This window comes from Pseudomonas sp. UM16, assembly GCF_050312595.1.
GTDB lineage: Bacteria > Pseudomonadota > Gammaproteobacteria > Pseudomonadales > Pseudomonadaceae > Aquipseudomonas.
Map to the genome: position 1 here is coordinate 84410 of NZ_JBNPJT010000015.1, position 13556 is coordinate 97965.

Annotated in this window: 15 protein-coding genes; all 15 read right to left on the reverse strand. The window is 62.2% G+C overall.

Annotation, left to right across the window (positions count from 1 at the left end):
• Positions 1–8: 8 nt before the first annotated feature.
• Positions 9–539: a type II secretion system protein gene (locus tag ACQRAX_RS18700; protein ID WP_412040881.1), complete on the reverse strand. Its 531-nt coding sequence runs from the start codon at positions 537–539 to the stop codon at positions 9–11.
• Complete coding sequence (locus ACQRAX_RS18705; protein WP_412040882.1) at positions 514–888, reverse strand: type II secretion system protein; 375 nt, start codon at positions 886–888, stop codon at positions 514–516. The genes ACQRAX_RS18700 and ACQRAX_RS18705 overlap by 26 nt, the downstream gene beginning before the upstream one ends.
• Before the next feature lie 5 nt (positions 889–893).
• On the reverse strand, positions 894–1367 hold the full coding sequence (locus ACQRAX_RS18710) for a type II secretion system protein (RefSeq protein WP_412040883.1): 474 nt from the start codon (positions 1365–1367) through the stop codon (positions 894–896).
• Between the two features lie 3 nt (positions 1368–1370).
• Entirely contained in the window at positions 1371–3194 is a 1824-nt protein-coding gene (locus ACQRAX_RS18715) for a secretin N-terminal domain-containing protein (RefSeq protein WP_412040884.1), read from the reverse strand.
• The gene (locus tag ACQRAX_RS18720; protein WP_412040885.1) at positions 3191–3688 is read right to left on the reverse strand and encodes a hypothetical protein; all 498 of its coding nucleotides are present in this window, start codon (positions 3686–3688) and stop codon (positions 3191–3193) included. Before ACQRAX_RS18720 ends, ACQRAX_RS18715 begins: the two co-directional genes overlap by 4 nt.
• Positions 3688–4236 (reverse strand): type 4a pilus biogenesis protein PilO, encoded by a 549-nt coding sequence (gene pilO, locus ACQRAX_RS18725; protein WP_412040886.1) that lies wholly within the window; start codon positions 4234–4236, stop codon positions 3688–3690. Before pilO ends, ACQRAX_RS18720 begins: the two co-directional genes overlap by 1 nt.
• Entirely contained in the window at positions 4223–4765 is a 543-nt protein-coding gene (locus ACQRAX_RS18730; RefSeq protein WP_412040887.1) for a PilN domain-containing protein, read from the reverse strand. Before ACQRAX_RS18730 ends, pilO begins: the two co-directional genes overlap by 14 nt.
• A 1-nt stretch (position 4766) precedes the next feature.
• Complete coding sequence (locus ACQRAX_RS18735) at positions 4767–5555, reverse strand: hypothetical protein (RefSeq protein WP_412040888.1); 789 nt, start codon at positions 5553–5555, stop codon at positions 4767–4769.
• Positions 5536–7239, reverse strand: a complete 1704-nt coding sequence (locus ACQRAX_RS18740) for a GspE/PulE family protein (RefSeq protein ID WP_412040889.1) — start codon at positions 7237–7239, stop codon at positions 5536–5538. Before ACQRAX_RS18740 ends, ACQRAX_RS18735 begins: the two co-directional genes overlap by 20 nt.
• Before the next feature lie 53 nt (positions 7240–7292).
• Positions 7293–7826: a response regulator gene (locus ACQRAX_RS18745; protein WP_412040890.1), complete on the reverse strand. Its 534-nt coding sequence runs from the start codon at positions 7824–7826 to the stop codon at positions 7293–7295.
• Positions 7827–8055: 229 nt separating this feature from the next.
• Complete coding sequence (locus ACQRAX_RS18750; RefSeq protein ID WP_412040891.1) at positions 8056–8700, reverse strand: SurA N-terminal domain-containing protein; 645 nt, start codon at positions 8698–8700, stop codon at positions 8056–8058.
• A complete protein-coding gene (locus tag ACQRAX_RS18755) occupies positions 8697–10232 on the reverse strand; it encodes an ABC transporter substrate-binding protein (protein ID WP_412040892.1) in 1536 nt (511 codons plus the stop codon). The genes ACQRAX_RS18750 and ACQRAX_RS18755 overlap by 4 nt, the downstream gene beginning before the upstream one ends.
• A 5-nt stretch (positions 10233–10237) precedes the next feature.
• The gene (locus tag ACQRAX_RS18760) at positions 10238–10900 is read right to left on the reverse strand and encodes an SCO family protein (protein WP_412040893.1); all 663 of its coding nucleotides are present in this window, start codon (positions 10898–10900) and stop codon (positions 10238–10240) included.
• The gene (locus ACQRAX_RS18765; RefSeq protein ID WP_412040942.1) at positions 10897–11556 is read right to left on the reverse strand and encodes an SCO family protein; all 660 of its coding nucleotides are present in this window, start codon (positions 11554–11556) and stop codon (positions 10897–10899) included. Before ACQRAX_RS18765 ends, ACQRAX_RS18760 begins: the two co-directional genes overlap by 4 nt.
• A 2-nt stretch (positions 11557–11558) precedes the next feature.
• Complete coding sequence (locus ACQRAX_RS18770) at positions 11559–13550, reverse strand: cytochrome D1 (RefSeq protein WP_412040894.1); 1992 nt, start codon at positions 13548–13550, stop codon at positions 11559–11561.
• Between the last annotated feature and the right edge of the window lie 6 nt (positions 13551–13556).

A 13556-nucleotide genomic window follows, 5' to 3' on the forward strand; every position in this document is an offset into this window, starting at 1 on the left:
GCGGCGGTTCACTGCCCTGCTCCCTGGGTCAAGCTATTGCGCCCGCTTGCAGCGGATTCAGCAAAATCCTTCTCAGCCACGAACTGCCAGTCTGCGTAATGCTGCAGGCCTTCAAAGTCCGACCATTGAGCGGCAAACCCAGTCTGTTTCATCGGGGTGAGGTCGGAACGGCTGTACACCCCGGTGATGCGCCCGTCGATTGAGCGCAGCAGCCCCCAGTCGTCGCTGCCGGTGATAGGGTCCGGGTACAAACGCCGCAAGTGACGCTTGAGGTTGGGATAGCGTGGGTCTTCCAGCAGTGCTTCCAGGGTCTCTGGGTACTGCGCCAGGCCCGGCGAGTTGCGGTAGTAGCTGCGCAAGGCCTGGGCATACTGGCTGCCAACCCAGAGCAAATCGCGCTCACGCTCGCGCAGGGCCTGGGTCGACCACAGGGTGACGGTGGAACCCAGGGCGATGCCTGTTACGGCAATCAGCAACAGCACCCCCAGGTAGGTGAAGCCCGCCTCGGCGGCGCTACCACTCGGCATATAAGCTGCCATCACGCGCCCTCCCGGTTGAACCGCTCTTGATATCGGCCACGGACCCGGCGACGCCTTCGGGCGGTGCCACCACCTGCCACTGGTCACGGCGCTCGGTGATCGGGTCCAGCGGCGCACTGCGCAGGTAACGTTGCTCAACCAGTTGTTCCAGCGACTCGGGATAGCGCCCGGTGTCGCCGTAGTAGTGATCCAGGGCTTCACGCATCACCGCCAGGCTCTGGCGCAAGGTGGCTTCACGCGACGTTTCCAGGCTCTGGAAGTAACGCGGCATGGCGATGGTCATCAGCGTGGCGATGATTGCCATCACCACCAGCAACTCGATCAGGGTGAAACCTTGGCTGCGTTTCATACTGGTCACCACTGCCCGTAGGCGATGCCGTTGAGGCCCTTGCCCGACGCTTTGGAGTAGACGTCGAAGACGTCCTCACCTTCGCGCGGGCTTTGTGCCGAGCTGTCGTAGGCGCGCAGGCCCCATCCGCCTTCGTCGTCAGCCTTGCGGCTGAGCAGCGGGTCTTGGGGAATGCGCCGCAGGAAGTAGAACTTGGCGCCTTTGGCGCTGCGCACATCGCGCACGCCTTCCACCAGCACCTGCAGGCTCGGTGGGTAGCCGCTGGCATTGAGCGATTTTTCGATGTAGCCGGCGTCGAAGGCGCGTTTGTAGGCGTCGATGGCATCGCGAATCTGATACAGCGCGGTTTTCAGCTCCTGTTCCTTGCCCCGGCGCACCAGGGTTTCGGTCAGCGGTGCGGCAATCGAGGCCAGCAACCCGAGCAGCGCCAGGGTCAACATCACCTCGATCAAGCTGAATCCTGCCATCGAGCGTTTCATCGCTTAGGGCCTCACGGCGGTAGGCACGGCGGCAATCGGTTGTTCGTCGCTGACCTCAATGGTGCGATTGAGGTTGCGGATCTGCATGCTGGTTTCAGTGCCCGACGGGAACTCCATGTCCGATGGGCTCTGGTACGGCAGGTTGCGCACGATGCGCGGGGTAATCGACAGCACCAGTTCCGACTGGCTCTTGTCGTTACGGTTGCTGCCAAACAGCCGACCTAACCCGGGGATGTCGCCCAGCAATGGGATCTTGTTGCCGCTGGCGCCGTCGTCGTTGCGCACAAGCCCCGCCAGCACCTGAGTTTCGCCATCATGCAGACGCAGGCTGGTCTGAGCGTTGCGGGTGTCGACCTGAACCGGGATGGTGCCTTGGCGTGTCGGCTCCAGTGGCTTGGCGTTACTGACTTCCAGCGATACCTTGATCGCCACTTCGTTGTTCAGGTGCACAATCGGGGTCACTTCAAGTTTAAGGCCGACGTCCAGGTAAGTGATGCTTTCGGTGATCACCGGCCCCTGGGTCGACGGCACCGACGTAGCGCTGACGATCGGCACCCGCTGACCAATATGGATGCGCGCCTGCTCGCGGTTGCTGACGCGGATCACCGGGCTCGCCAGGGTGTTGATGTCGTTGTCCTGGGCGTTGATCTTGGCTTGCGGCGAGGGCGAGATGGTGATGCGCGAGGAGTCGATGCCACGCAGTTGATCGAGGGTGCTTACGGCTTTGCCATCTTCGTTGAGCACCCCGAAGGTATTGGGCCACTGCAGGCCAAGCTCGAGGATCCGCGAACGCGCGATCTCCATCACTTCAACCTCCAGCACCACTTCCGGGTTGGACTGGTCCTGGGACTGCAGCAGTTTTTCAGCCATGCGCACCGCATCGGGGGTATCACGCATGGTCAAGGTGTTGAGGCGTTCATCGACGAACACATCACGGGTCTTGAGCATGGTCTTGACCAGGTTCAGCGCGGTGTTGGAGTCGATGCTGGTCAGGTAAAAGGTACGCATGACCAGTTCCTGGTAGTCCTTGGTCTTTTGCGGCGAGTCCGGGTAGATCAGCAGAGTGTTGTCGTTCACCACCTTCTGGTGCAGCTGGTTCTGCTCCAGCAGCAGCGCCACGGCATCTTCAATGCGCACGTCCTTGACGAAGATGGTTGCCTTCAGGTCTGGACGCAGGTCTTTGTCGAAGATGAAGTTGAGCCCGGCCACCTGCGACAGCACCTCGAAGATGGTTTTCAGGTTGGCATCACGAAACTCCAGGGTCACCGGCCGTTCCATTTTCGTGCGCAGTTGCGGGTTGGGCTGAGCGGTGCGGCTCTGCACCCGTTCGATGTCACTGCGCAGGGTCAGGCCTTTAGCGTTCTGTGGGTCGAGCTGGAGGACTTCGCGCATGTGCCGCTCGGCAGCGAACAGGTCACCGCGACGCAGCGCCGCCTGGCCGAGGGTGATGCGTTCGTCAAGGTTGTGGATCTGTTCAAGCTGGCGCACCGCTTCCTGCGCCCTGCGGTTATTCGGTTCCAGGGTCAGCACCCGGCCGTAGCCCATGCTTGCACCCGCGAAGTCGTGGCGACTGCGGTCGCTGTCAGCCTGGCTCAACAAGGCTTCAACGGCCTGACGACGGCCCTGGATCACGGCAATGTTCAGCTCGGTGTCGCGTGGATTTTCCTTGAGTGATTCCTCGAGCAAGGCAATTCCCGCTTCGTACTGCCCCTCGGCGATCAACGCCTGGCCATCCTTGCGTACGCCACTGGTACCGCAGCCCGCCAGGGCCACACACAGTGCAAGCAGCAGAAATGGCGCCTTGTTGCAGTGCCTGGACGAAATCATGGTGCGCTCCCTACAGACAAAGTCTGGGACAGGTGCAACGGCAGGTAGACCAGGCTCAGCTCCGTGGCGGAGATTTGCTCGATCCGATAAAGGTCATCAATGACATCGCCGCGACGTACGACGTAGAGCTTTTCACCGCTTTGCAGAAACACCTGCTGATCGTCGCGATCATGCAGGCGGCCAACGAACTGGAACGGCAGCGCCGGTGCAGTGGGGGCTGCTACGGGCGCGACGACAACCGGTTGTTCAGTCACCGTGGCCATCTGTGCGGCCGGCTTCCAGCTCTTGCTCGGAAACAGGTTGCGTAGTTTGAGCGCTTCCGGTTTGGCCCCCTGGGCGCCTGCTTCGCTGGCAGCGACTGTGGCCTTGTTGGCGACACCAACCACGGCCTCGCTGTCGGCGACCGGATCGGCGAAGAAGTAACCCGGGGCCCACGCCAGCACTGCAGCGGATCCGAGAAAGGCCAGCCAGGCCAAGCGGCGTTGAGTGTTCATCATGACCTCGACAGGTAAAGGGTCATACGCAGGCGACCGGTCAGCTCGCTGTCGCCGATCTTCTTGCGTTGCAGGTCGACGTCTTCCAGCACCAGGGCCGGCAACTGACCGAGCAAGGCGTGCACGAAGCGGCGGATCTGCGGGTAGCTGCCCCGTACTGGCAAGAGGATCTGATAGCGCGCCAGTTGGGTCTTCGGATCGACCCCCAGGGCATATTCGCCGCGCGCCAGGCTGATGCGCTCGGCTTTGGCCAGGCTATAGATACGGTCGATAGCCACGGTGGCCTGCGGCTGGGCCGGTAGTTGTTTGTGGAAGTCTTCCAGCTCACGCTGAGGCACCTGCGGCAGTTTCAGCTCACCGCGTTTGAGTTGCTGCAGCTGTGCCAGCGCTTGCTCGCTGCGCAGTTGCTGTTGTTGCAACTGCTGCCAGTGCGGCAGCACCACTGCCACGCCATACAGCAGGGTCAGCAGCACCAAGGCAGCACCGACCAGGCCAACCACGCCCAGTTGGCGGACACGCTCATGGACAATCAGGCTATGGATGGGCATTGCCGATCTCCCAGGTCGCCGACAGGTTGAACTGCACCGGATGCTCGGCCTGCTTGGCCATGATTTCGTGGTTGAGCAACGACACATCGCGCAGCTCGCCACTGGCTTCCAGGCGTTTGTGGAAACTGAGCATGGCTTCCAGGTCACGGGCTTCGGCGCTGATCCGAACTTGCCCCTTACGTGCATCGGGGGTCAGGGTCAGCAGCGCGACGTCGTCCTGGGGCAACGCTTCAAGCATGTCGAACAGGCGCTCCCAGGGCCGCTGCAGTTGCTGTGAAACGCTGCGCATCTGCGCCAGTTTTTCGGTTTGTTCGCGGCTCTGCGCCGGGGTCAGTGACGTGCTGTGTGCCGGGCGCTTGCCCAGTTGCCGCTCGACGCTTTCCAGTTGCTGATCAAGTGCCGCCTGCTGCTGCTCGAAACCTTGGCTAACGACAATTGCCCCTGCCAACAGGCTGGCGCCCAGCGCCACCAAGACCCAGGCCGCAACGGCTGTGCGCCGTGGCTGAAAGTCCAGCTCCAGGCGGCGCATTTCAGGCCACCGCCCGGGTCATGTGGCACAGTACGTCGGCTGCTTCACCGTCCAGTTCGCACACGTGCACGCCATCGATGACCGGAGGCTGCTCCAGCCGGCCCGGCGCGTGAAGGAACACCGGCAGCGTGCGTTCATGGCTGTTGAGTTCGCACTGACGGGCAATCAGTGCTTGCAGGGCGGCGTCACTGTCACCGCTGCCCTGGGCACTGACCTGCCGCCAGACGCCATTCTGTGCCAGCAGGCAAACCGTGCGTTGTGGCTCGGCGAGGACGAAGAGGAAGTCGCTTTGCCCCAGTTGTTCGGCAAAGCGGTTGTAGGCGGCCATCAAGTACGGGCGCACCGAGCGCAGGCGCAAGCCGAGGTCGCGGCAGTGCTCATGCAGGCGTTGCAGCAGCGCTTCCGGCACCGCTGTGGCGATCCGAGCAGCCCCGGCGGCCTCGGGCGAAACCACCAGGCGCCAGCCTTCCAGGCTCTGGCCATAGTGAGCTTCGAAGCAGGCCCGGGCATAGTGGTGCAGCTCATCGGGGCGGCTGATCGCTGCGCTCCAAGGCACCAGGCAGAAGCGACAGTAGTGCGCCGACAACAACAGTTGCAGCTCGGCGCCCTTGCAGCGCTGTTCAGCCAGCAGGCTGTGCAGCGTGTCCAGGGCCAGGTTCGCGGCCTGGCTGCGCTCGGCAATAAAGCCCAGGCTGCCCAGCCAGTGTTGTTGCTGTCCTTGGCGCTGGCAAACACCAACACCCTGGGCGCCGAGCACGGCGATAAAACGATCAGGCGACAAATGTGACACGATTGATCTCCTCCAGGGTGGTCCGGCCATCGCGCACCAGTTCCAGTGCCGAGCTGCGCAACAGGCGCAAGCCGCGTTGGCAGGCCAACGCCCTGATCTGGGCCAGGGGCCGACGTTCGACGATCATCTGCCGCAGTTCGTCGTCCAAGTGCAGCAACTCGGCGATCGCTGTGCGTCCGCGGTAACCACTGCCCCGGCACTGGCCGCAACCACTGGCGTGAACAAAGTGATACTCAGCCACCTGCCCCGCTACCAGGCCGGAAAGGCTGAGTTCTTCCTCGCTGGGCTGGTGGGGGCTGGCGCAGTGCGGGCACACCAGACGAATCAAGCGTTGCGCCAGCACCGCGTTAAGGGCGGAAACAAAGCTGTAGGGGTCGACCTGCATCTGGCTGAAGCGGCCGATCACATCGAAGACGTTGTTGGCGTGGATGGTGGTGAATACCAGGTGCCCGGTCAGGGCCGACTGCACGGCAATCTGGGCGGTATCGGGGTCGCGGATCTCGCCAACCATGATCTTGTCCGGGTCGTGGCGCAGGATCGAGCGCAGGCCGCGGGCGAACGTCAGGCCTTTTTTCTCGTTGACCGGAATCTGCAGCACCCCCGGCAACTGGTATTCAACCGGGTCTTCGATGGTGACGATCTTGTCCACGCCGTGGTTGATCTCGCTGATCATGGCGTAAAGGGTGGTGGTCTTGCCGCTGCCGGTCGGCCCGGTAACCAGAATCATGCCGTACGGTTCGTTGGCCAGGCGGCGCAGGCTGCGCAGGGTGTGCTCCTCGAACCCCAGGGCCTGCAGTTGCACGCCGCTGACGCGATCGGCCAGGTCCTGCTTGTCGAGTACCCGCAGCACCGCATCCTCACCGAAGATGCTCGGCATGATCGACACGCGAAAGTCGATCTGGCGGGCGCTGATGCCGATCTTGAAACGACCGTCCTGCGGCACGCGCTTTTCACCGATGTCCAGCTCGGCCATGACCTTGATCCGCGAGATCACCTGCTCGGCGAACTCGCTGCCACTGACTTTGCTGATGCTGTTGAGCACGCCATCGATGCGGTATTTGATCACCAAGCCATTGCCGGTGACGCCCAGGTGGATGTCACTGGCGTGCATTTTCAGGGCGTCATAGAGGGTCGAGTTGACCAGCTTGACCACCCGGCTCTGGTCTTCGCTGATGCTGGCCAGCGACAAACTCTGCAGGGTGTCGAGTTCATTGACCGCTTCGCTTTCGTTGTCCAGCGAGTCAACGGCATGAAAGCTTTCTTCGTGGCGGGCCAGAAATCCAGCAAGGTCAGCAGCGCCGACCAGATACAACGGCGCGCCTTGCAGGCACTCGTCGATCCAGGCCAGACGTGCCGTATCAAAAGGATCGGCAAACACGCCCAAGGCTTGACCGTCGTGTTCGAGGAAGAGAAATTCACGCTTCAGGCACTGCGCCAGACTGACCCGCTCAAACCGCGGCGTAGCGGCGAACAGCGCGTGGCTGTCCAGCACAGGGTAATGCAGGGTGACGCCCAAGCGCGCGACAAAATCGGCAGGGCTCTGACCACTCAGGCGCTGCAGGGTATCGAGGAGACGTTCGGCGCTCTGTTCGGCGACGGCACGGGCCTGAGTCAGCAACTCACGACCTAGGGGGGCAACGGCTCCAGCCTGGGTGGTGACAACAGCGAGCGACGCGGTTTCCATGACTTGCTCTCCAGCGCGGGGCGCGGCAAGCCATGGTCAGGTCTGCTCGCGCGTTATTCCCCGGTGAGCAGTTGGTCGTCGTCTGGATTCTGGGGCCTCACGCCATTACGTCGGCGATCTGCCAGAACCCAACTACCGTCGAACAGCTGCAGGGGAAAATTGTCACTCCTGCTCTGGCGTCGTTCGACGAACCCTGTGTCCGTGTTGCCTTCGCTCCTGGCTTCGCGCTTGATGCCCATCAGGTCGTTGACTGCACGGGCCAGTTCCGCCAGCGGAAAAGGCTTGAACAGGATATGACTGACACCCAGTTGACTGGCCCGCTCACGAACCTCAGCGGTCGGATGGGCAGTGATCAGCACGAAATGACAGTTCCTGCTCTTGCGCACAGTCTCCAGTACCTGAAACCCCTCCATGTCGGGCAAGCGGAAATCGAGCACTATCACGTCAGGTTGGGTGCGTTCGGCTTCACCGATGGCACTGGCCCCGTCGTAGGCCACATGGACGTTCAGGCCTTGCGCATCCAGGTAAGCCTGGATATTGCCGGCAAGGGTCTGTTCGTCATCGACTACCAATACTGTATTAACCAAGGTCGACTCCCTGAAGCATTACAGGCCCGGTTTCCCGGTCTGCCGAAGTGCGGCCTTGTAGAGGCTTACGCATGCTTCGTGCCAGACCTGAGACGGCGCATTTTGCTGTGCTATGTCGTTGATTCTTTAAGAGTAGACGCAAATGGGCCTTGGCCCCTCCCCCAATCCCGGGGACCGGCTGGCGTTTTGCCCCTACTGGTGTCCCCAACATTGGGGGGCAGATCAGTCGTCAGTCAAGTCGTTGCACCTGCCCGGCGTCACGCAGACGCTGTAGCAAGGTTTGGCGCGCCTGCGTCTGTTGCTGATCGACCAGCAAACGTTTGGCCAGACTCAATCCCTGCTCAGGTTCGACTGAGGTATCGGTGATTTGGTTCTGCGCCTGCTGCAAAGATTGCTGATTGGCTATGTAAAACGCCCGAACGTGTTCCGGGCCCGGTTCCGGGACCTGGGAGGCCTGCAGGAACACCTGCTGCGCGGCCAACTCATGACGGGTGTAGTCAGCAAAGCTGTTGGCATCAAAGCCAGCATCGGCCAGGCGCTGCTCAAAGGGCTTCGCTGTGCCCATCGCCTGGCGTAGTTGGTCTATTTGTGCGCTTACCTCACTGTCACTGACCTTGATCCCCTGACGCTGCGCCTCTTGCCAGAGCAACTCCTTGTCGATCAAGTCATTGAGTGCCTGGTCGCGCAAGTGCTTGTACATACTGGGGTTGCGAATACTGGTCAGGGCCCGGCCCTGAGCCTGCAGATAGTCGGCGAAATAACGCTCCAGACGCAGCTGGCTGATGGGTACACCATTGACCAGGGCCACGGGCGGCCCTTCCTGCGCCTGCAGCGGCAGGGCCAATAGACACAACAACAGGCAGAGCAGCTTCATGGCAGGTTCTCCTGCGCGACAGGGCGATAGGCCGCCACCGGATAGAACACCGGGCCGGGCATTTCCAGGGTTACCACATGAGCCCCGGCCAACCCTTGCCGGCGACCCGGGCCAAAACTCAACGGCGGCGTCAGGCCGGTCTGCACATCGTGCAAACCTTCCAGTGCCTGGATCAGCTTTTCGCGGCTGGCATCTCGTCCGGCACGCTTGAGGGCATCGCCCAGCAATTGCATCGCACACCAGGTGCTAACCTGCAGCACCCCCTGGCGGCCGTCCAGGCCTTGGCGTGCTCGCATTTCCATCAGTGCCTGACGCCCACTGGAAGTCCAGTCCCCTGGAACAAAGGGATAAGCCAGAAAGACCCGCCGCGACCAGGCCGCAGGCACTTGCGGCAATTGGCTGGAGACCTGATTGGCACTGGCAAACAGGTACGGCGTGCGGCCACTTTGCTGTAGCTGGGTGGTCAACCGGCCGAAACCGTCGGCCTGGCCGAGAAAGAAAATAGCCTGCCCCTCGGGTGCCTGGTCAGTCAGGGCTTGGGCCTTGACCTCACGCCAGCCACGACGTTGCAGTTGCTGTTCAAGGTGCTGGGCCATACTGGCCTGAGCGGGATCGGCATACACAATCCGCGTGCCCACCTGTTGTTGTGCCAACGTGGTCTGGGCGTAATCGGCCAGACTCAAGAGTTGCTCATCCAGCCCCGGCAAGGGGTCGAAGATCTGCACGCTACTGGTCAAGGCCGGTGCGCTGCCGATCAAGGGCACCCGCGCCCGCTCCAGGCGGCTCGCCAGCACCGGCTCCAGCGCCGGTACCAGCGGTGAGACCAAGGCGAACACCTGCTCCTGTTCCAGCAACTGTGTGAGGGCTTGTTCGGCACTGGCCTGATCAGGCCCAGGGTCGATGCTGATCAACTGCAACCTTCGCCCGTGAATGCCACCTTGCTGATTGAGTTGCTCGATGCGGTCTTTTAGCACCGCCGCCACCACTCGTGCCGACGCCGCCAACGCACCCTCGCCAGGCAGTAACGTGCCCAGGCGCAAGGTCTGCTCCTCCACTCCCGGATCGCGGTCATCGGCCAAGCGTTTGAGGTAGGCGGTGAGGTTACGCTGGTCAGCCATGCTCAACACAAAGCGTGGCATGGCCGGGTCCAGGCGATGGCCGGCAGGGTCGCGGCCCTCTTGAATCGCCCGAGCCAAACTCGCCTCGGTGTACGCCGGATACGCCCGGCCATTGACGCTGCGCAACCCCTGGCCGAGCGCCAGGCGTTGCCAGCTCAATGGTGGCGGACGCACGCCACTCTCGGCGCGCCCCAGGCCATCGGCACCATGGCAACTGCCACAGGGCACGACACTGGCCGGCACCAGCATATCGGCTGCACCGACCCGCGCCGACACTTGCGCGTCGCTGCTCGACACACCCTCGCGGTACAGGCGTTTGCCTGCCATTTCCGCCGGGCTTAGCTCCAGGGCCAAGGCCAAATTGCTGGCGACGAACATCAGCAGCAAGGCCAGAGACCGCAGCGTTGTGGTCATGATGTTCAACGTCCGGCCAAAGGTTGCGAGAGCAATTGCAGGCGTTGAGCGATTGCCATTGGCGGTGCATCAGGGCGAATCTTGTTCCAGCGTTTGTTGGCCACGTCTCCGGCGATCAGTTGGGTTGAATGCTGTTCGGGGCTGGGGATCAGGTGCCCAAGGCGCATCAGCACCAGGTCCATCTGCGCCTTGTCACCGGTCAGGAACAGCCAGTTGGGCCCGTCCACCCCCTGCTTTTGCGCAAATGCCTTGAGCACTTGCGGCGTGTCGTTGGTCGGGTCGCTGCTCAAGGAAATGAAGGTCACCTTGCTGGCAGCCTCCTCGCCCATGGCTTCGCGCACCTCGCGCAGCTTGCGGGTAATCAGCGGGCAGGCATCGTTGCAGTGGGTAAAGATGACATTGAGCAACACCACCCGATCCTTGAGCACATCACTGTAGAACCGCAGGGTGCGACCGTTCTGGTCCTGCACCAGGCTGTCGGTGAAGTAGGTCTGAGCATCATGGGTGCCAGCGGTCGGTGTAACGGCGCTGTCGCTGGCACTTGGGCTGCCTTGCGGAGCGTGCCCTTCATGGGCAAACGCCACCGAGCTGAGGATCCACAGGCAGACCATCAGCGACAGCCAGTCCACCCCGCGCATCCCTGAACGGCTTGCAGTGGCAGCGCTCATGGTTGCACCTCCTGAGCGATAGCGGTGTGTTTGGCATGCACGCGACGAGCACTGAGGCGGTCGATCTCGGTGACCAGCAGCGCCGGATCGGTAAAGCCATAGAAGCGCGTCCATTTGCCACTGCGGCCATCACCCACCAGGATCAACGGCGGATGCTCGCTGATGTTGGCACTGAAGCTGCCCAGGCCTTTGAGGGTTTCATTGACGGCATAGGGTGTACCGGTCAGCCAGCTCCAGCCCGGCCCAACCTGAAAAGCCTTGGCGTAATCTTGCAAGCGCTTGGAGTCATCGCGTTGTGGGTCGACGCTGATTGACACCAGCTGCACCTCCTCGCCAACCCGTCCGCCCAATTGTTTTTGCACCTTGGCCATGATCGACGACACCACCGGGCACACGGTGGTACAGCTGGTGTAGATAAAACCCATGACCACCAGGCGATCGCTCACCAGGTCCTTCTCCAGGCGTACCGGCATACCGTTCTGGTCCAGCAACTGCACATCAGCGAAACGCACGGAGGCCTTTTCGTGATGAGCGGCGGGTGGAACATGGCCATTGTGGTCGCCCTGGCCGCTGTGATCCACACCACCGTGGGCCTGGGCAACGCCACAACCGGCGGCCAACAGGCAGAGGCTGAACAGTCTGCAGCGATCAAGCATTTTCATCGCACACTCCTTGAACCCGAGTCGGACGCTTGTTGAGCCGCGGCAGGCAGTACCCGCAGGCTGGTGTAGTTCTTTTCGGCAAAGGCGCTGCCCAATGACGGCGCCTGTACATGCAGGTACCAGGCGCCGGCTTCTGCCAGCTCCAATGGTGCTTCGTAGACGCCCTCACCGACTTCATGGACGCGGCTGTCACGGGCCCTTGATGAGGGGGCGAGGAAATAACGCACACTCAAGTCCTTGATGCCGTTGCGCGGGGCGCCATTACCTTCGACGATGCGAAAACGCGCCGTGAACGGGCTGCCCTGCACGACTACGGTGGGTTCGAGCAAAAACTCGACCTGCGGCGTCTGCCGGTGAGGCGCTGTCGGCGAAGCAGCCACTTCGGTACTGAAGCAGTGGATGATCTGCGGCTGGTTGAGCATGAAGGCGACATCGAAGGTGCCAGCTGCCGGCAGTTTGATGGTCGAGCTGTACACGCCCGGCGCTACTTCGCGCAGGCTGCGGTCAATGACCAGGGCGGCACGGGCATTGTGGCCGCGGTTGGCGTAACCGGACATCGGTGCGTTCATGCCCTCGGCGTAGAAGTAAGTCGTGTTGTCTACCGGGTTGACGACAAACACCGAGTTCTCATCGCGCGCCACCGCCAGGCCTTGAGCCAACGGCAGATCTCCCGCCTGGCGTGGTGCCGCCGGGCCTGCTTCGAAGCCCTGGACAATGGGCTGGCGGCCCTCGCCAAGGCTGCTCAAGTTGACCATGGTGACCTTCGGCGAAGCCAGGCCACGAATATAGGCATAGGCTTTGGTGAAGGTCAGCTGATAGGGTTCGGCGGACACCGGCAACGTGTGAATCAACCGGTCGGTGCTGGCGTCGATCACCAGCGCCTGGCTCTCCAGGGTGTTGAGAACGATGCCGAAGCGCCCGTCACTGCTAAAGCGCATCGGCCCCAGCCCTTGTTGACCCTCTATGCGATGGCGCAGGGTATGGTTGCGGGCATCGATCACGCTGATGCTGCCGTCGCGGCCATCGGCCACATACACGGCCTGTGACAGCGCCGAATAGGCCACCGACAACGGATGCGGACCGACCTTCAGGGTCTTGACCAGGCGCATCTCGCTGGCATCGATCACGCTCAACGTGCCGCTGTCGCGATTGCTGACAAAGGCATACTGCGAGTCGGCACTGAAGGCGATTTCGTGATGGCCGGTACCGGTGGCAAAGAACTTCATGTTCTTGCGGCTGGTCACATCAATCACCGTGACGCCACTGCGTGCAGGGTCGGTTGAGTTATTGCCGACCCACAGCAGGCGTTGGTCAGGCTGCAAGGCCACGCGCAGCGGCTGCTTACCAGCGGCGATACTGCCCACGCGCTGGAAGGTTTCGGTGTCTATCAATGCCACTTCATCGCGCTCGGGGATCGACACGAACACCTGCTTGTCGTCGTTGCTGGCCGCCCAGTCCATGGGCACGCCAGGTAGTTCGATACGCGCCAGGGTGCTGGTCACGCCGCCAACCGAGACCGACGGGTCGATCACGGTCAGGCTGGCGTCTTTGTTCAGCACCAGCAGGAAATAGCTGTTGAGGTCGAGTAACGGCCGCGCCCCGATACTGCTTTTCAGAAACAGCGCCACCCGTGCCTTGCAGCTTTTGTTGCGATCCTTGGCCGCGTCCCCGGTCAACGCCTTGTCCAGCCAGGCGCCGGGTGCAATGCCCGACAATGGCTGGCCACTGTTCTGATCGGTGACGTTGAAGCGCACGCTGGCAAACGCGCCCTCGGTCAGCACCCCATCGCTGCCCAGCGGCCGCGCCTCAAACTCGACAGTGACACCGTCGCGGCTGAGTCGGCGCAGTGCCTGCGGATCACTCTGAGCCTGGGCCTGCGCCAGCTCGCTGCGTGGGTCGCACCACAAGCTTTCATAGCTGATACCCACGCCCATCAGGGTCAAACCTGCCATCAGGCCCAGGTACAACGGTCTATTTTTCTTATTCATGACCTC

What these genes read in the sequence shown, in the direction of transcription:
- ACQRAX_RS18760 (WP_412040893.1), bottom strand. Translation starts at nt 10,900, where the DNA reads ATGAGCGCTGCCACTGCAAGCCGTTCAGGGATGCGCGGGGTGGACTGG.
- pilO (WP_412040886.1), bottom strand. Translation starts at nt 4,236, where the DNA reads ATGCCCATCCATAGCCTGATTGTCCATGAGCGTGTCCGCCAACTGGGC.
- ACQRAX_RS18740 (WP_412040889.1), bottom strand. Translation starts at nt 7,239, where the DNA reads ATGGAAACCGCGTCGCTCGCTGTTGTCACCACCCAGGCTGGAGCCGTT.
- ACQRAX_RS18715 (WP_412040884.1), bottom strand. Translation starts at nt 3,194, where the DNA reads ATGATTTCGTCCAGGCACTGCAACAAGGCGCCATTTCTGCTGCTTGCA.
- ACQRAX_RS18765 (WP_412040942.1), bottom strand. Translation starts at nt 11,556, where the DNA reads ATGCTTGATCGCTGCAGACTGTTCAGCCTCTGCCTGTTGGCCGCCGGT.
- ACQRAX_RS18750 (WP_412040891.1), bottom strand. Translation starts at nt 8,700, where the DNA reads ATGAAGCTGCTCTGCCTGTTGTTGTGTCTATTGGCCCTGCCGCTGCAG.
- ACQRAX_RS18730 (WP_412040887.1), bottom strand. Translation starts at nt 4,765, where the DNA reads ATGCGCCGCCTGGAGCTGGACTTTCAGCCACGGCGCACAGCCGTTGCG.
- ACQRAX_RS18710 (WP_412040883.1), bottom strand. Translation starts at nt 1,367, where the DNA reads ATGAAACGCTCGATGGCAGGATTCAGCTTGATCGAGGTGATGTTGACC.
- ACQRAX_RS18705 (WP_412040882.1), bottom strand. Translation starts at nt 888, where the DNA reads ATGAAACGCAGCCAAGGTTTCACCCTGATCGAGTTGCTGGTGGTGATG.
- ACQRAX_RS18770 (WP_412040894.1), bottom strand. Translation starts at nt 13,550, where the DNA reads ATGAATAAGAAAAATAGACCGTTGTACCTGGGCCTGATGGCAGGTTTG.
- ACQRAX_RS18755 (WP_412040892.1), bottom strand. Translation starts at nt 10,232, where the DNA reads ATGACCACAACGCTGCGGTCTCTGGCCTTGCTGCTGATGTTCGTCGCC.
- ACQRAX_RS18700 (WP_412040881.1), bottom strand. Translation starts at nt 539, where the DNA reads ATGGCAGCTTATATGCCGAGTGGTAGCGCCGCCGAGGCGGGCTTCACC.
- ACQRAX_RS18720 (WP_412040885.1), bottom strand. Translation starts at nt 3,688, where the DNA reads ATGAACACTCAACGCCGCTTGGCCTGGCTGGCCTTTCTCGGATCCGCT.